Raw genomic sequence first — 16,304 nt, 5'->3', positions numbered from 1 at the left:
ACCCGGCCCGCCTTTCGTGGTGTACGCGTCGTACGCGCTCAGCGGGCGAACAGCTCCTCGGCCACCTCGATCGACGGGTTGCCGAACGCGATGGTGCGCAGCACCTTGCGGTAGATCGGCGTGTGCTTGACGACGGCCGCCAGCTTCGGGCGCACCCGCGTCGCGAAGGTGCCGGTCGACAGCATCGCCTTGGACTGGATGCCCTGGAGCCGCATCATCGTCGCGATGTCGGGCGCCCGCCGCTCCTCGAAACGCGACAGCAGCGCCGCACTCGCGTCGCCCCGCCCGACCGACTCCACGAGCAGCGGGTGCAGCACCACCGCGTCCTGCACGGACAGGTTGATGCCCTGCGCGCCGATCGGGCTGTGGGTGTGCGCCGCGTCGCCGATCAGGACCAGGCCGTCGGCGGCCCAGCGCTCGGCGCGGCCGGAGAACACGTCCAGCAGGCTGAGGTCGCGCAGCGAGGTGATCTGCTCCGCGATCAGGTCCGCATAGCCGGGCACCGCCTTCGCCAGCTGCTCCTTGACGTGGTCGAGCCCCTGCGCGACCACGGCCCGGTAGCCCTGGTGCGGCAGGGTCCAGCCGACCTGGATCCGGTTGGGCCAGGACCCGTACGCGAGCACCGGACTGGTGCCCGCACTCCTGAACACCCTTACGTCATGGGAGACTTCGGGCTCCTTGCGGGTCAGCTTGAACCAGAGCACGTCCTGGTCGAAGGCCTCGCTGCGGCCCGCCTCGATCCCGGCGAGCCGGCGCACCTGGGAGAACCGCCCGTCGGCGCCGACCACGACCTTGCTGTGGAAGACGTGCCCGTCGGCGGCGGCCCCGGTGATCCGGCCCCGCTCGTCCCGAAGCAGCGCGTTGACGCGGCAGCCGTCCACGTACTCGAAATCGGTGAACTCGGCGCAGCGCAGCAGCAGTTCGGTCAGCAGGTGCGACTGGGGGATGGACAGGAGATGGTCGTACGGGGCGGGCAGTGCGCGGTAGTCGATGTCGAGCAGCACCCGGTCCTGCTCCACGAGCCGGAAACGGGAATGCTCGTGGCAGCCGCGCGCGCGGGCCCCGGCGAGCACCCCGAGCCGGTCCAGGACCGTCAGCGCGCCCGGCTGGAGGATCTCGCCGCGGAACTCCCGCTGGTGCGAGCGCGAACGCTCCACCACGGTCACCCGCACCCCGGACTTCAGCAGCAGCAGCGCCAGGGTGAGACCGGCGGGGCCCGCCCCGACGACGCACACGTCACTGCGGTGCTCCTCGGCGGCGCGGGCCCCGGCACGGACCTCTTCGGCGGCCGCGGTCATCGCTGCCCGGCCGTGGCGAGCGCGGAGCGCACGTCCGCGGCGGCCAGTTCGAGCATCCGGTCGCGTCCGGTGGCCGCCACCGCGAGCACGTCCGCCGTTACCAGGACCCCGCCCGGCGCCTCGGCCAGCCGCCACCGCCGCCGGTACAGGTCGGCCGGAGCGGGCGCAGTGAGCGGCTTCTGTACCAGGGTGTGCCCGGCGTGCTCGATCTGCACGGACGGGGTGCCGTCCTGGCTGCCGAACCAGGCGCTCTCGTCGCCGTCGCGCTCCGGCAGCGCGGCCAGGAGCCGGGCGTGCACCGAGGCGACCGAGCCGGGCAGCACCGCGCTGTCCTCGACCCGGATCACGTCGGTGGTGAGCGAACCGGGCTGTTCTGTCTTGGACTTGAGGGTGCGCATCTGGAGACCGCCGTGCCGGTCGAGCTCGCCGGCCGTCTCCTGCGGGTCGGCGTCGGTGGTGAACCAGTGCCCGGACACCACCTGGCAGCCGCCGTCGGGGCGGGGCAGGAAGTCCCAGGTGCCGCCGAGCTCGGTGATCGGGCCCACCGAGCCCTGCTGCACGAAGTCCATGCGCAGCGCCACCGGGTCCAGGGTGCGCCGGGAGGTCCAGACGCGCAGACCCCCCTCGGGTCCCGGGCGCACCGCCCAGAACTTCACCTCGTCGTCGTGGCCGTCCCGGGAGACGACCTCGGTGTGCGCGATCCAGGGGTAGAGCAGCGGCCAGTCGGCGACATCCGTCAGCGCCCGGTAGACCGAGTCCGCCGGGGCGTCGATGTCGATTCCGGCGCGGGTCCGGTGGATCTCCCGGTCGGTGCCGGTCGTGGAAGTGCTCACAGCGGTCCTCTCAGAGGGTGGCGGGGGTGGTGGCGCGGGCGCGGAGCATCCGGCTCAGGGTCAGCCCGGGGTCGGTGACCACGACGGGCCCGAGCGCGGCGTCGATGCGGGCGAGCAACTCCGGGTCGAGCACGGCCTCGGCGGCCGCGAGGTTGCGTGCGATCTGCTCGGGCGCGGAGGCGCCGATGACGGCCGTGGCGACCTGGGCGTTCCGCAGCACCCAGGCCAGGGCGAGTTGAGGCATCGTCAGATCGGTCTCGGCGGCCAGCGCGGCGACCCGGGCGACGGCGGTGAGCACCTCGTCGGACAGGAAGCGGTAGCGCTGGATGGAGACGTCGCCGCCCTTGGCGGCCACCGCCCGCGATCCGGCGGGCGGCTGCTGCCCCGGCCGGTACTTTCCGGTGAGTACGCCGCCGGCCAGCGGCGACCAGACCATCTGCCCGATGCCGAGCGGCGCGCAGGCCGGGACGACCTCGGCCTCGATGACCCGCCACAGCATCGAGTACTGCGGCTGGTTGGAGACCAGCTCGATGCCCAGCTCGCGGGCGAGTGCCGCGGCCCGCTCGATCTCGTCGGCGGCCCACTCCGAGACGCCGATGCAGCGGACCTTGCCCGCGGCCACGGCGTCGGCGAAGGCGCCCATGGTCTCTTTGAGCGGCGTCGAATCGTCGTACAGGTGCGCCTGGTACAGGTCGATGTGCCCGGTGCCGAGGCGGCGCAGCGAGGCGTCCAGGCTCTCGGCGATCCGGGCCGGCGACAGCGCTCCGGGGCCGGGCCCGCCGCCCCTGCCCACCTTGGTGCAGATCACGACGGAGTCCCGGTCGACGCCCGCGAGGGCCCGGCCCAGGTGTTCCTCGGCCCGGCCCTCCGCGTAGGCGTCGGCGGTGTCGAAGGTGGTGATGCCCGCGTCGAGCGCGGCCCGTACGCAGGCGGTGGCGGCCCGGTCGTCCAGCTGGTTGCCCGCGGTCAGCGAGTTCCCGAACGCGACCCGGCTGACCACCGGTCCCGAGGCGCCGAGACGGCGGTACTCCATGGCGAATCCCTTCTGTTCCCCGGGGCGGGCCCGCCCCGGCTCAGCCCGCGACAGGCTGACGTCCGGTCAACTGCTGGGCGAGCAGCCGCCGTTGGATCTTTCCGTTGCCCGAGCGCGGAATGGCGTCGAGGGTCATCGCGTCCCGCACGTGCTGGTAGTACGGCAGCGCGTCATTGGCCTCGGCGACGACGTCCGCGAGGTCGCCCCGGTATGCGCCGTCGAGGACGACGAGGGCGCCCGCGACCGCGCCGTGCGCGACGTCCGCCAGCTCGACCACCACGACATCGGTGACCCGCGGGTCGCGGCGAAGCACCCGCTCCACGTCCGAGGGCGCGACCAGGAAGTTGTCGCATTTGAAGACGTCCCCCAGGCGGTCCACCAGGAACAGCCGGCCGTCCTGGTCGATCCGGCCGACATCGCCGGTGCTCAGCCAGCCGTCCGGCTCCAGACCGGTGCCGTCGGGCCCGCCCGCGTACCCCTGCATCACCTGCGGACCGCGCAGCTGCACCTCGCCGACCCCGCCCACCGCGAGCACCGCCCGCGAGTCGATGTCGACCACCCGGCACTCGGTCCCGGCGACCGGGGTGCCGACCGAGCCGTGCACCGGGTGGTCCGGGTCGTCGCTGTGGGTCAGCGGGGAGGTCTCGGCGAGCCCGTACCCCTGGAAGACCGGGACGCCGAACCGCTTGGACAGGCGGCGGGCGGCCGGCACCGGAAGGCCGGAGCCGCCCGAGGCGATCCGCCGCACCGACGTCATCGACACGGAGTCCAGGTCCGGGTCGGCCGCGAGGCGGGCGAGGCGGACGGGCAGGCTGTAGAGGATGGTGGCGCGGTGCCGGTTGGCGGTCATCAGCGCGGCGTACGGCTCCGGCGCGGCGCACAGCACCTGGGTGGCGCCCGCCGCGATCGCCGAGTTGAGGTGCATCGGGTGGTACGTCGGAAGGTGGTTCAGGCTCACCGTGTCGCCGTCGAGCCGGTGCGCCCGCGCGATCTGCGCCGCGTTGACCGTCACATTGCGGTGGCTGAGCCGGACCGCCTTGGGCCGCCCGGTGGTGCCGCTGGTGAACTGGAGGGCGGCGGTGTCCCGCGGGCCCTTGGGGCGGGCGGCCGGGGGAACGTCGCGGGCGAGCCCGGCCAGACCGGCCGTGCCCGCGCCGATCAGGACGACCTCGCGCAGCTCCGGCAGCCGGTCGCGGACCTGCTCAAGGCGCGCGTTCAGCGCCGGGTCGAGAAGGGCGACGCGCGCCCCGCCGAGACCCAGCACATGCAGCAGGTCGTCCTCGCGCAGCAGCGGGTTGACCACGGCCACGGTGTGCCCGGCCCGCAGCGCCGCGTAGTACGCGACGGCGAAGTCGGGGTGCAGCACGGAGCCCACCGCGACGACCGACGGCTCGGGCGCGAGCGCCTGGAGCCCGGCGGCCACGGCGTCCACCCGGGCGTCCAGCGTGGCGTAGTCCACCTCGATGTCGTCGGTGACGATCGCGCGGCGCTCGGGGTGGGCGGCCGCGGCCCGCGAGAGGAGCTGGTCGAGCCGGTCCGGCAGCTCGGGGAGAGCGTCAGCCACGGAGCGCCTCCGCGTAACTCCGGGCCAGCTTCAGGGTGTTGGTGCTGTTGGTGGACAGCGCCCGGTGCACGTACGCCCGCGCGTCGGCGACGGTCTTGCCCTCGCCCAGGTACTTCTCGATGGTGTCGGTCCGCAGCGTGACCGTGTGCCGGGAAGTGACGTCGACGCCACCCTCGGCCTCGGCGATGGTCCAGCGGCCGGTGTGGGCGGTCATCAGGCCTGGCACGGCGGTCTGCTTGTAGACGATGCGGTCCGGGGCGAAGACGACGCGGATCGACTCGGTGGTGTGCACCGAGCCGTCGGCGGTGCTGGTGTCCATCGCCATCACCTGCACACCCGGCTCGTCCTCGGTGAGGTCCAGGCGCGCCACGTGCGGCAGGCGCTCGGGCCACAGGTCGGCCCGGTTCAGGAAGTCGAAGACGTCGGCGCCGTCGGCCTCCATGTGGACGGTGTCGTCGAAGGTGAAGACCAACTCGTCCAACTGGGCGTGCTGCTCGGCGAGTTCCTTGATGTTGTTCAGCTCGGCGGCGCTGTTGCGGTCCACGGCCGCGTTGATCCAGTCGACCGCCTCGGGGGCGTCGTCCACGGCCTCGAAGTCGTGGTGCAGTTCGAGCAGTGAGGTCCCGGCGTCCACGGCGGAGACCACCCAGGCGCCGCCCATGCCGGCCACCGGCGGCGCCGAGACCTCCTGGCGGAAGTCGACGCGCAGCCGCCCGGCGTCGAAGGTGCGGCGCGAGACCCAGTTCTTGACGGCGCCGTTGGCGGTCGCCCAGATGCGGATGCGCTCCGCATCCGCGTCCTGCGCCAGGTGCTCGACGTGCACGTTGGGGCCGAAGTACTGCGGCCACTTGGTGACATCGGCGACGATCCCGTACACGACCTCGGCGGGGGCGGCGACGGCGACGCTGTGGAGGGTGTGGTGCTTCGTTCCGGTCACGGACACGGGAAATTCCTTATCTGCTGGGGAAGTTGAGGGGATCCGCCGGCTCACCGGGATCCGTCGGCTCAGAAGTTGCCGAGGCCGCCGCAGACGTTGAGGGCCTGCGCGGTGATCGAGGCGGCGGTGTCGGTGGCCAGGCAGCCGACCAGACCGGCGACCTCCTCGGGGGTCGAGTAGCGGCCCAGCGGGATCTTCGAGGTGAACTTGGCGAGGATGGCGTCCTCGGAGGTGTCGTACGCCTCGGCGTAGCCCTGCCGCACGCGCTGCGCCATCGGCGTCTCCACGTAGCCGGGGCAGACCGCGTTGACGGTGATCCCGGTCGGCGCGAGCTCGTTGCCGAGCGCCTTGGTGAAGCCGACCACGCCGTGCTTGGACGCGGAGTACGGGGCGCCGAGCACCACACCCTGCTTGCCCGCGGTGGAGGCGATGTTGATGACCCGGCCCCAGCCGCGCTCGCGCATGCCGCCGGCGTTGAGCACCTCGCGGGTGAGCCGGAACACGCTGTTCAGGTTGGTGTCGATGACGTCGTCCCACAGCTCGTCGGACACCTCGGCGGTGACTCCACCGCCGCTGCGCCCCGCGTTGTTGACCAGCACGTCGACCCGGCCGTACGCGGCGACGGCGGCGGCCACCAGCTCCTTGACGGACTCGGGGCGGCGGACGTCGGCGGTGGCGCCGGAGACCTCCAGACCCTCCTCGCGGAGCTCCTTGACCGTGAGCTCCACGGACTCGGCGCCGCGCGCGCAGATGAACACCGCGAGCCCGGCCCCGCCCAGCGCCCGCGCCGCCGCGAGCCCGATCCCGCTGGTCGCCCCGGTGATGAGCGCGACCCGTCGCTCGCTCGTGTCCTTGGGCTGAGTCATACGAATCTCCTCGAATGAGTTGGTGTACGCGCCCCAACGTGCCGAGCCCCACTCGAACGGGTATCGAGCGGGGCTGGAAGGCCGGCCCCCAGCACGCCACCAGCCGGGTTCGAGTGGCGGGCACGAGGGTGGCGGAGCAGGAAGATCCAGGAGGAGAGGACCCCCATGAGCGTCACCGAGCTGCCGCAGGCCGCCACAACGGCCGGGCTGTACACGGAGATCCAGCAGTTCTACGCGCAGCAGATGCATCTGCTCGACGACGGCCGGGTCGAGGAGTGGGCCCACACCTTCACCACGGACGGCGTGTTCGCCGCCAACGCGCAGCCCGTCCCGGCGGTCGGGCGCGCGGCCATCACCGCGGCCGCGGCGGCGGCCACCGAGGCGTACGCGCAGGCCGGCGTCCAGCGCCGCCACTGGCTGGGCATGGTCTCCGTCGAGGGCGTCACCGACGGCGCGGTGAACGCCCGCTGCTACGCCCTGGTCATCGAGACCCCGCGCGGCGGGCGCCCGGAGATCAAGGCGAGCACGCTGTGCGAGGACCGTCTTGTCCGGGTGGAGGGCGCCTGGCAGATCCAGGACCGCCAGATCACCCGGGACGACCTGATCTGACCCACCCCCAAGGACAAGTGCCCGCACGCAATCCCCTGGCGTGTGGGCACTTCTGCGTGCGGGTGGGGGTGGGTGCGCTTTCGGCTGCGGGCCGTCGGTGCCTGGTCGCGCAGTTCCCCGCGCCCCTGAAGGGGCGCTGTCCGGCGCCCTGTGCGGGCATACCCGGCAACCCCGGGCACGCACAAACGGCCACCGCACCCCGCAGGGGATGGGCAGCCGTTGTGCAGGTGAACCCGGAAACCTACGCCGCCTGCGTCGCAGACATGCAGTCGTTGATGAACTCCAGGAGCAGCCGGGGCGTCGACGCCTCCGCCACCGTGTCGTCCGACAGCTGGATCCGGTAGTCCCGCTCGATGACCCCCGTCACCTGGAGGATCGCCAGCGAGTCGTAGCCCAGGTCGTCGAACGGCACGTCCAGGACGTCCCCGTCCAGATCGATGCCCTCGCCGACTCCGGCGCACTCGCGCAGCAGCGTGGTCAGTTCCTTGAGATTCATGAAGCTCGCCTCTCTCATTCGACAATCGGGTTCAGTTCGCCGCGGTCACGACGGCCGCGGCGTTGAAGCCGCCGGTCCCGCGGGCCAGGACGAGTGCGGTACGGACCGGGCCGCGCCGGGCCCCGGTCACCAGGTCGAGCGCGCCGGCCGCGACCGGGTCGGTGACATGGACGGTCGGCGGGATCACCGCGTCCCGGATGGAGAGCAGCGCCGCCGCGAGGTCGAGCGAGGCGCCGCCCGCCAGGAGCCGGCCCGTCATGGTCTTGGGGGCCGTCACGGGCACCCCGCGGGGGCCGAACAGCGCGGTCAGCGCCGCCTCCTCCTGGCGGTCCAGCTCTGGCACACCGGACGCGTCGGCGAACACGACGTCCACGTCCGACGCGGTCAACCCGGCCTCGGCAAGGGCGAGTTCAGCCGCCCGGCGCAGGCCCGGTTCGCCGTCGCGGCCCGGCGCCGGGTCGAAGGTGGCGGCGTAACCCGAGAGCTGTCCGTAGATCCGGGCGCCGCGTTCGCGGGCCGCCTCGGCGTCCTCCAGTACGAGGATGGCGCCGCCCTCTCCGGCGACGTAACCGCTGGCCGCGCGGTCGAACGGCAGGAACGCGCGCGCCGGGTCGGCGACGTGGCTCATCCGCCCGCCCGCGAGTTGCGCGGTCCAGCCCCAGGGGCAGACCGCGCCGTCCACGCCGCCGGTGACGATGAGCCGGCTGCCCTTGCGCAGCTGGCGGCGGGCCTGGGCGACCGCGTCCAGGCCGCCCGCCTGCTCGGTGACCAGCACGCCGCTGGGTCCGCGAAGTCCGTGCCGGATGGAGATCTGGCCGGTGTTGACGGCGTAGAACCAGGCGTACGACTGGTACGCGGAGACGTACTGGCCGCCCATGCTCCACAGTGCCTGGAGCTCGCGCTGGCCGAACTCGAAGCCGCCCGCGGACGCCGCGGTGACCGCGCCCGCCGAGTACTCGGGCAGCTCGGCCGGGTCGGCACCGGAGTCCTCCAGGGCCTCCTTGGCGGCGGTCAGCGCGAGCCGCGTCATGTGGTCGGTCTGCGGGAGCAGCCGGCTCGGGATGTGCTTTTCGGCATCGAAGCCGGGCACCTCGCCCGCAAGGGTCGCCGGGTAGCCGGAGGCGTCGAAGCGGGAGACCGGGCGGATGCCGCTCTCGCCGGCCAGCGTCGCCCGCCACCAGGCCTCCGTACCCAGGCCGTTGGGGGCGGTGACCCCGATGCCGGTGAACACCGCGGTACCGGAGCGGACCGCCGCCCGTTCAAGGAGCTCGCTCGTCATGCCGTCTTCCTCCGCTCGGGCTTGGTGAGCACGATCGCGCTCTGGAATCCGCCGAAGCCGCTGCCCACGCTCAGGACCGTGCTGATCTCGCGCTGGCGGGCGTGGACCGGCGTGTAGTCGAGGTCGCACTTGGGGTCGGCCTCGTGCAGATTGGCGGTCGGCGGCACCATGCCGTGCTCGATGGCGAGCGCGGACGCTGCGATCTCCAGGGAGCCGATGGCGCCGAGCGAGTGCCCGATCATCGACTTGATGGAGGAGACGGGCGTCTTGTACGCGTGGTCGCCGAGGCTCTTCTTGAACGCGGCCGTCTCGTGCCGGTCGTTCTGCAGGGTGCCCGAGCCGTGCGCGTTGATGTAGTCGATGTCGGTGCCGGGGATGCCGGCCTCCGCCAGGGCCGCGCCGATGGCCTCGGCCATCTCCGCGCCGTCGGCCCGCAGACCCGTCATGTTGTACGCGTTGGAGCGCGAGGCGAACCCGGCGATCTCGGCGTAGATGTGCGCACCCCGGGCCGCCGCCCGCCCGTACTCCTCCAGGACGAACACGGCGCTGCCCTCGCCCAGCACGAAGCCGTTGCGGGACTTGTCGAAGGGCCGCGAGGCGGTCTCCGGCTCGTCGTTGCGGTTCGAGGTGGCCTTGATGGCGTCGAAGCAGGCGACCGAGATCGGTGAGATCGGCGCCTCGGTGGCCCCGGCGATCATGACGTCGGCGCTGTCCTCGCGGATCAGCTCGACGGCGTGGCCGACCGAGTCGAGGCCGGAGGTGCAGCCGGTGGAGACGACGGCCGTGGGACCCTGCGCGCCGAACTCCCAGGCCACCTCGGCCGCGAACGAGCTGGGCACGAAGTAGTCGTACAGGTGCGGCACGGCCCGCTCGTGGTCGACCAGCCACTCGGCGCCGTTGTCGCTGACCGCCGCGTACTCGTAGTCGAGTCCGGTGGTCGCGCCGACCGCGCTGCCGATGGTGACGCCGGTGCGGAACGGGTCGATACCCGCCATGTCCAGCCCGCTGTCGGTGACCGCCTCACGGGCACCCACCAGGGCGAACTGGGCCGCCCGGTCGAGCCGCTTGGACTGCTCCTCGGTGAGCCCCTGGGCGACCGGGTCGAAGTCGACCTCGGCGGCGATCTGGGAGCGGAACGCCGAGGCGTCGAAGAGCGAGACGGCCCTGGTCGCGGTGCGTCCCTCGGTCAGCAGGGACCAGTACTCCTTGGTGCCCACGCCCCCAGGGGCGACCACACCGATTCCGGTGATGACTACGCGTCGGCTCATCTGTCCCCCTCGTTGCGTTGGTCCTGGGGGTGCGCCCCGGGAGAATGCAGCACGGCTGCGTCACCTCTCTTGTAGGTCCGCTGTTGGAAGGAGTCTCGTTCCGCCCTCTTGACGCCCGCTGGACTCGCCGTCGTACTCCGCCTTGAGCGAGGCCCGCAGTTCGAGGGCGACCGTGCGAAGGAGTTCGGGCACGACCTGTTCGCGTACGAAGAAGTGGCCGCCGGGCAGCGTCTGGAGCCGGAAGCGGGTCACCGAGTAGTCGGCCCACTCGGCCATCTCCCACAGCGGCGCGATGGCGTCGTCGCGGCCGGCCAGCGCCAGCAGCGGGGTGCCCACCGCCATGTCGGCGTTGACCTGGCACAGCGCCTCGCCGAGCCGCAGGTCGTCGCGGAGCGCCGGGACCACCTGGCGCTGCCACAGCGAGCGGTCCCGTCCGGCGGCCTCCGGCGGCGCCGCCTCCAAGTCGACCAGCAGGTCGATGAGTTCGTGGTCGGGCAGCCGCGCGCCGCGCAGCAAGGCGTTGCGCAGATGCGGCGGCGGTACGGCGCCGATCACCAGGCGGGCCGGCGGCAGCAGCCCGTCGTCCTCCAGGGTCCGGGTCAGCGCGTGCGCGACGAGACCGCCGAGGCTGTGCCCGTACAGCAGGTACGGGCGGTCGAGCAGCGGGGTGATCAACTCCCGTAGTTCATCCATGAGTTCGGTGGCATCGGTGATCCGGGCCTCCTTGGCGCGCGGACCCCGGCCGGGCAGCAGCACCGGCACCACCTCGGCCGTGTCGCCGAGCACCTGCTGCCACTTGGCGAAGGAGGAGATCCCGGCGCCCGCGTGGTGGAAGCAGAACAGCCAGGGCGTCACGGTGTCCGCGCGGACCTCGCTGTCGGGTCTCATTCGTCGATCAGGGCGACGGCCCGGGTCCAGCCCGCCCCCGCTCCGGCGATCTTCACGGGGAAGCAGGACACCCGGAAGCCGTGCGTGGGCAGGGTGTCGAGCTGGGCGAGCCGCTCCACCTGGCAGTACTCGCGGCGCCGGCCGGCGAAGTGCGCGGGCCACAGGACCGACGTGTCGCCGGTCTCCTGGAAGGTGCGGATCATGTGCCCGAAGGGCGCGTCCAGGCTCCAGGCGTCGGTGCCGATGACGCGGACGCCGAGGTCGAGCAGGAAGTCGGTAGCGGCACCGTCCAGGCCCGCGAAATCGGTGAAGTACCGTGGCGTGCCAGCGTGTTGGGACGCGCCGGTGTGCAGCATGACGATGTCGAGCGGCTGCGGGGTGTAGCCGATCGCGGCGAGCTGCTTCTCGATGCGCTCGACGCCGATCGTGCCGATGCCGACATCATGGACGTCGAGCACCACGGCCGGGCGCAGGAACCAGTCCAGCGGCATCTCGTCGATGTGCCGGGGCCGCCCGTAGTCACCGACCGAGCCGTAGTGCGAGGGCGCGTCCACGTGGGTGCCCGTGTGGCTGGTCAGGGTGAGCGTGTCCAGGGACAGGAGTTCGCCCCCGGGCAGGTCGGCCGGGTCGAAGTCGAGCCCGAAGTGCTCCTTCATCTCCGCCGCCATGTGCGCCGCGCCCTCGGCGGGCGTCATGATCTCGTGGACGATCGGGTCCGGCTCCCAGCCGGCCGCGTCCACGGGCGACGACAGATCGATGACTCGCAAGGTAACCCCCAAGGTCGTTGGCGACGGTCGGGGCACTGTGCGGCCACCGACTGGAGGCCGGATGGAGCCGCGCACGCGTCGGACCCCGCCCTGTGGGGGGAGAGGGCGGGGTCCGGACGCGTTGCCGCCGGGCGGTCGGTGCCGCCCGTGCGCCGCTCAGGCGGCGAAGAGGTCGAGCACCGGGCGGCGCCCGGCCAGGTGCGAGTCGAGCGCCGGGTCACCGGCGAGCACCGCGCGGTGCAGCTGCTGGAGCCGCACCGAGGGGTCCAGGCCCAGCTCGTCGGCGAGCCCGCGCCGCAGGTTCTGGAACACGTCCAGCGCCTGCCACTGCCGGCCGGACCGGTACAGCGCCACCATGCACTGGGCGTGCAGCCCCTCGTGCAGGGGGTGACGTGCCGTCAGAGAGGTGAGTTCGGCGAGGAGTTGCATGTGCCGGCCGAGCCGCAGATCGGAGTCGATCCGCTGCTCCAGAACACCGAGCCGGCTCTCTTCGAGGCGTACGAGCTCGATCTCCAGGAGCGGGCCGAGCCGCACGTCCACCAGCGCCGGTCCGCGCCACATGCCGAGCGCCTCGCGGTAGAGCGCGGCGGCGCTCTCGTCGTCACCGCGCTCGGCGGCGCCGCGTCCGGTGGCCACCAGACGGTCGTACTCGTGCACGTCGACCGCGCCCGGCGTGACGTCGAGGAGGTAGCCGCCGTGCCGGGTGGCCAGGACCTCACGGGCGGTGTAGGGGCTGTCCGGGCCGAGCGCGTTCGCGAGGAGGCGGCGCAGTTGCAGGATGTACGTCTGCAGGGTGGTGAGCGCGCTGCGGGGCATGTCGGCGCCCCAGATCTCCTCCATCAGCGTCGGCACGGGCATGACCTGGTTGGCGTACACCGAGAGCAGCGCCAGTATCTGCCGGGGCTTGCCGGCACTCGGGACGACCGACGTGCCGCCCGATTCGGCCATGAGCGGACCGAGAACCTTGATCTCCACGGGATTCCTCCGGGGTCGGATCTGCCGGATGACCCGATGGATTTCGGACCCGGCTCCAAGCACCCTCAAAAACTGTCATCCCGGCCGGTTTTGCGGCAGTGCCGGTCTCCTGAACCCGGCATGTGCGTGTCCCGGTCACACATATGAAAGTTTCATGGGCATCCCGTGACGGCGGCACTGGGTCGAATTCGGCCGACCCGGCAGAGTTCTGGACGTCGGCCCGACCAGAAGTCGAGCGCCGAGTGACAAGGCCCCTCATCCGACCGCTAGTCAAGGGATGCCCCTCATGAACGCGAACATCAGCCGCCCCGTGTCCGGCAACGACGACCTGGTGATCGAGGAGTTCGGACAGCAGATGTGCGCCAACCTCCTGGCCCCCGCGCTGCCTTGCTGGTTCGCCGCGCAGGGTCAGGTCTCGGCCGTCGACGCCGCTCGCCTCGCTGCCTGATGGGGGCCGCGCGGGCCGCCGCCCCGCTCGTCGGGTTCAAGCCGCACCTGCGGGTCGAGCAGGTGCCCGGTGAGGCGGTGTACCTGATCTCCGACCAGCGGGTGACCGCACTGCACGGCGAGCAGATAGCCCGCCTCGCCCCGCTCCTGGACGGCACCAGACCCCTGGAGCGGATAGCCTCAGACGCCGCGGACGCGCTGCCCGCCGGGCAGGCCGCCCGGCTGGTGTCCCGGCTGACCGGCGCCGGACTGCTCCGGGGCCGCGGCGAACGCCCGCTCGCCCCCAGTGAGTCGGCCGAGCAGGCCTACTGGGAGGCGGCCGGTCTGGACGGCGCCGAAGCGCTCGACTCCCGTACGCACCAGACGGTTTCGGCGCTCGCGGTCGGCGGCGGTGACGCCGCCGAACTGGCCGGGTGCCTGATCGCCGCCGGACTCGCGGCGCCGCCGGCCGGCGCAGAGCGGACGGCCGCCCTCACGGTGGTCCTCTGCGACGACTACCTCGACCCCGCGCTCGCCGTCGTCGACGCCGAGTTCCGGGCGGCCGGACGGCGCTGGCTGCCGGTGAAGACCGAGGGCACCGAGCTGTGGATCGGCCCCTTCTTCGGCGAGGTGGACGGGCCCTGCTGGTCCTGCCTGGCCGAACGCCTGTGGCGGTCGCGCCCGGTGGAGGCCCATGTCCAGCGCATGCTGGGCCGCTCGGGGCCGGTGCCCCGGCCCTCCTGCACGCTGCCCGCGGCCCGGCTCGCCGCCCTCCAGCTGGCCGGCCTCGAAGCCGCCAAGTGGCTCTCCGGCTACCGGCATTCGAGCCAGCGGGCGCTGCGCACGCTCGACGGACTCACCCTCACCGGCGGGCTCCACCCCGTCGTACGCCGCCCGCAGTGCGCCACCTGCGGCGAGCCCGGCATGGCCGCAGCCCAGGTGACGGCGCCGGTGGTGCTGCGCTCCCGTATCAAGCGGGACACCGGCGGCAACGGCCACCGCAGCCTCACCCCGCGCCAACTCCTGGACCGCTTCGGCCACTTGATGGACCCGGTCACCGGCCTGGTACGCGGCATCACCCGCAACGAGTGCGGCCCCGAGTTCTTCAACTCCTTCTCCGCGGGCCTCAACCCGGCCGCGGGCGCCCAGGGCATCGGCGCCATCCGGGGCGGACTGCGCGCCTCCTGCGGCGGCAAGGGCGCCACCGAGATCCAGGCCAGGGTCAGCGCGCTGGCCGAAGCCCTCGAACGCCACTCGGGCCACGTCGAGGGCGGCGAGGCCACCGTCCGCGGCAGCTACCGCGAACTGGCCGCCGACGCCGTCCACCCCGACACCGTCCAGCTCTACGACGAGCGGCAGTTCACCCGTCGCGCCGACTGGAACGCGCACCACGCCCCCTTCCAGCGTGTCGCCGAGCCCTTCGAGGAGGAGACGCCGACCGACTGGACGCCGCTGTGGTCGGTGACCGAACAGCGGCACAAGCTGCTGCCGACCGCGCTGCTCTACTACGGCGTGCCCCAGCCGCCCGGCGCCGCCACGTGCCTGGCCACCTCCAACGGCACCGCCGCGGGAGGCACCCTGGAGGACGCCGTGCTCCAGGGCTTCCTGGAACTCGTGGAACGCGACGCGCTCGCCCTGTGGTGGTACAACCGCACCCGCCACCCCGCCGTGGACCTCGACGCCTTCGACGACCCGTGGATCACCGAACTGCGCCGCGTACACGCCTCGTTGGACCGCGAGGTGTGGGTGCTCGACCTGACCGCCGACCTCGGCATCCCGGTCCTTGCCGCACTGTCGCGGCGTACCGGCGCCGAACCGGGGCAGGCGCAGCACATCATGTTCGGCTTCGGCGCCCACTTCGACGCGGCGATCGCGCTCCGCCGCGCCCTGACCGAGCTCAACCAGATGATGCCGCACGTGGTGGCGCCCGACGGCAGCGTGTCCCGCGCGGCCACCGACGACGCCGACGTCCGCGAGTGGCTGCGCACGGCCACCGTCGAGGACCACCCCTACCTGCTCCCCGCCGACGTCCCGCCGACCGGCCCCGCCACCCACCCCTGCACCGCGCGCGACGATCTGCGTGAGGACATCGAGGCCGTCGTGGCGCTCCTGGGGAGCAAGTCGATGGAACTGCTCGTCCTCGACCAGACCCGGCCCGACGTGGGCCTGCCGGTGGTCAGGGTGGTGGTGCCGGGACTGCGCCCGCACTGGGCCCGCTACGCCCCCGGACGCCTCTTTGACGTCCCCGTACAGCTCGGCCGACTGGCCGCGCCGACCCCGTACGAGAACCTCAACCCCGTCCCGCTCTTCCTCTGAGCGCCCGCACCCCGCACGCGAACACCACACCCTGCCGGTGGAAGGACCCCCTGTCATGCGTATCGACCGCCTCGCGGCCCGTGAACTGAGCGAGTTCTGGTCGCTGCGCGAGGACGTCACGGTCCTGCCCGGCCAGGACACGCTGCTGCGCACACCCTGGGGGGAGCTGCGCCTGGAGCGCCCGGGGCCGCTGCTGCGCGAGGCGCTGTACCGGATGGAGCTCGGCCCGGTGTCGCTGGGCAATGTGGTGCCCGGCTTCCCGGGGTACGAGGTGCCCGATGGGGAGTGGAACGACGCGTCGCGCGAGCTGCTCGACGCCCTGGACCCTCTCCAGCACGTCATCGTGCGCCACTTGGCGATCGGCGCCTCGCCGCTGCTGAGTGTGGTCCCGCTGTCGCCGGCCGCCAGGTTCCGTCCGCCGCCGGTCGCCCCCGGCGCCGAACACCGGCTGCCCATGGACGTGGTGCTGCGCAGGCCGGGACGCGATCCGGTGCTCGCGTACGAGGGCTGTGACCACCGGGTGGAGCTGCACGGACCGGACGCCGCCCGGCTGCTCCTCCATTTGCAGGGCGCGTACAGCGATTTTCGGTCACCGTTCAACGATTCGCTGCCCCAGGCGGTGGTGCGGGCGGCCCGGTCGTATACGGCGGCCGCCGGAATGCTGGCCGTCCACGACGTGACGGGCGGTGCCCGTCTGTGAGAACCGGTCGAGCACTACAGATCCGGGCGCTGGATTACCTATGATCCGG

16 protein-coding genes are annotated in these 16,304 nt (G+C 72.6%); 4 read left to right on the top strand and 12 right to left on the bottom strand.

Going from position 1 to position 16,304, the window contains the following annotated elements:
* Nucleotides 1-38: 38 nt before the first annotated feature.
* From ACIBK6_RS01110 to ACIBK6_RS01085, 6 genes are all read right to left on the bottom strand, one after another.
* Entirely contained in the window at nucleotides 39-1,298 is a 1,260-nt protein-coding gene (locus ACIBK6_RS01110; RefSeq protein ID WP_399047671.1) for an FAD-dependent monooxygenase, read from the bottom strand.
* The gene (locus tag ACIBK6_RS01105) at nucleotides 1,295-2,131 is read right to left on the bottom strand and encodes an aromatase/cyclase (RefSeq protein WP_399047670.1); all 837 of its coding nucleotides are present in this window, start codon (nucleotides 2,129-2,131) and stop codon (nucleotides 1,295-1,297) included. Before ACIBK6_RS01105 ends, ACIBK6_RS01110 begins: the two co-directional genes overlap by 4 nt.
* 10 nt (nucleotides 2,132-2,141) lie before the next feature.
* Nucleotides 2,142-3,164, bottom strand: a complete 1,023-nt coding sequence (locus ACIBK6_RS01100) for an aldo/keto reductase (RefSeq protein ID WP_399047668.1) — start codon at nucleotides 3,162-3,164, stop codon at nucleotides 2,142-2,144.
* A gap of 40 nt (nucleotides 3,165-3,204) precedes the next feature.
* Nucleotides 3,205-4,728 (bottom strand): class I adenylate-forming enzyme family protein, encoded by a 1,524-nt coding sequence (locus tag ACIBK6_RS01095; RefSeq protein ID WP_399047667.1) that lies wholly within the window; start codon nucleotides 4,726-4,728, stop codon nucleotides 3,205-3,207.
* Nucleotides 4,721-5,671: an aromatase/cyclase gene (locus ACIBK6_RS01090; RefSeq protein WP_399047665.1), complete on the bottom strand. Its 951-nt coding sequence runs from the start codon at nucleotides 5,669-5,671 to the stop codon at nucleotides 4,721-4,723. Before ACIBK6_RS01090 ends, ACIBK6_RS01095 begins: the two co-directional genes overlap by 8 nt.
* Nucleotides 5,672-5,733: 62 nt before the next feature.
* Complete coding sequence (locus ACIBK6_RS01085; protein ID WP_399047664.1) at nucleotides 5,734-6,531, bottom strand: SDR family NAD(P)-dependent oxidoreductase; 798 nt, start codon at nucleotides 6,529-6,531, stop codon at nucleotides 5,734-5,736.
* A 165-nt stretch (nucleotides 6,532-6,696) separates the two neighbouring features.
* On the opposite strand from ACIBK6_RS01085, the gene ACIBK6_RS01080 reads away from it, so the two are divergent.
* Nucleotides 6,697-7,140 carry a nuclear transport factor 2 family protein gene (locus ACIBK6_RS01080; RefSeq protein WP_399047662.1) on the top strand — a complete coding sequence of 148 codons (444 nt, stop codon included), beginning with the start codon at nucleotides 6,697-6,699 and terminating at the stop codon, nucleotides 7,138-7,140.
* A gap of 241 nt (nucleotides 7,141-7,381) precedes the next feature.
* On the opposite strand, the gene ACIBK6_RS01075 is transcribed toward ACIBK6_RS01080, so the two are convergent.
* The 6 genes from ACIBK6_RS01075 to ACIBK6_RS01050 all read right to left on the bottom strand — a co-directional run bounded on the left by ACIBK6_RS01075 (nucleotide 7,382) and on the right by ACIBK6_RS01050 (nucleotide 12,813).
* Nucleotides 7,382-7,636: an acyl carrier protein gene (locus ACIBK6_RS01075; protein ID WP_388435542.1), complete on the bottom strand. Its 255-nt coding sequence runs from the start codon at nucleotides 7,634-7,636 to the stop codon at nucleotides 7,382-7,384.
* Nucleotides 7,637-7,667: 31 nt separating this feature from the next.
* The gene (locus ACIBK6_RS01070; protein WP_399047659.1) at nucleotides 7,668-8,915 is read right to left on the bottom strand and encodes a ketosynthase chain-length factor; all 1,248 of its coding nucleotides are present in this window, start codon (nucleotides 8,913-8,915) and stop codon (nucleotides 7,668-7,670) included.
* A complete protein-coding gene (locus tag ACIBK6_RS01065; RefSeq protein WP_399047658.1) occupies nucleotides 8,912-10,183 on the bottom strand; it encodes a beta-ketoacyl-[acyl-carrier-protein] synthase family protein in 1,272 nt (423 codons plus the stop codon). The genes ACIBK6_RS01070 and ACIBK6_RS01065 overlap by 4 nt, the downstream gene beginning before the upstream one ends.
* Nucleotides 10,184-10,243: 60 nt before the next feature.
* Nucleotides 10,244-11,071: a thioesterase II family protein gene (locus ACIBK6_RS01060; protein WP_399047657.1), complete on the bottom strand. Its 828-nt coding sequence runs from the start codon at nucleotides 11,069-11,071 to the stop codon at nucleotides 10,244-10,246.
* Complete coding sequence (locus ACIBK6_RS01055; protein ID WP_399047655.1) at nucleotides 11,068-11,838, bottom strand: cyclase family protein; 771 nt, start codon at nucleotides 11,836-11,838, stop codon at nucleotides 11,068-11,070. Before ACIBK6_RS01055 ends, ACIBK6_RS01060 begins: the two co-directional genes overlap by 4 nt.
* A gap of 156 nt (nucleotides 11,839-11,994) precedes the next feature.
* Nucleotides 11,995-12,813, bottom strand: a complete 819-nt coding sequence (locus ACIBK6_RS01050) for a BTAD domain-containing putative transcriptional regulator (RefSeq protein ID WP_399047653.1) — start codon at nucleotides 12,811-12,813, stop codon at nucleotides 11,995-11,997.
* A 286-nt stretch (nucleotides 12,814-13,099) separates the two neighbouring features.
* Here ACIBK6_RS01050 and ACIBK6_RS01045 point away from each other — a divergent pair, with 286 nt between their 5' ends.
* The 3 genes from ACIBK6_RS01045 to ACIBK6_RS01035 are packed head-to-tail and all read left to right on the top strand — an operon-like array spanning nucleotide 13,100 to nucleotide 16,255.
* Nucleotides 13,100-13,261: a hypothetical protein gene (locus tag ACIBK6_RS01045; protein ID WP_399047652.1), complete on the top strand. Its 162-nt coding sequence runs from the start codon at nucleotides 13,100-13,102 to the stop codon at nucleotides 13,259-13,261.
* The gene (locus ACIBK6_RS01040) at nucleotides 13,261-15,555 is read left to right on the top strand and encodes a TOMM precursor leader peptide-binding protein (RefSeq protein WP_399047651.1); all 2,295 of its coding nucleotides are present in this window, start codon (nucleotides 13,261-13,263) and stop codon (nucleotides 15,553-15,555) included. Before ACIBK6_RS01045 ends, ACIBK6_RS01040 begins: the two co-directional genes overlap by 1 nt.
* A gap of 55 nt (nucleotides 15,556-15,610) precedes the next feature.
* Nucleotides 15,611-16,255 (top strand): hypothetical protein, encoded by a 645-nt coding sequence (locus ACIBK6_RS01035; protein WP_399047650.1) that lies wholly within the window; start codon nucleotides 15,611-15,613, stop codon nucleotides 16,253-16,255.
* Nucleotides 16,256-16,304: the final 49 nt, after the last annotated feature.

The sequence above is a fragment of the Streptomyces sp. NPDC050485 genome (assembly GCF_044458185.1).
Taxonomy (GTDB): domain Bacteria; phylum Actinomycetota; class Actinomycetes; order Streptomycetales; family Streptomycetaceae; genus Streptomyces.
The sequence above is the reverse complement of the archived record's forward strand: the minus strand, read 5'-3'. Positions and strand labels throughout refer to the sequence as shown.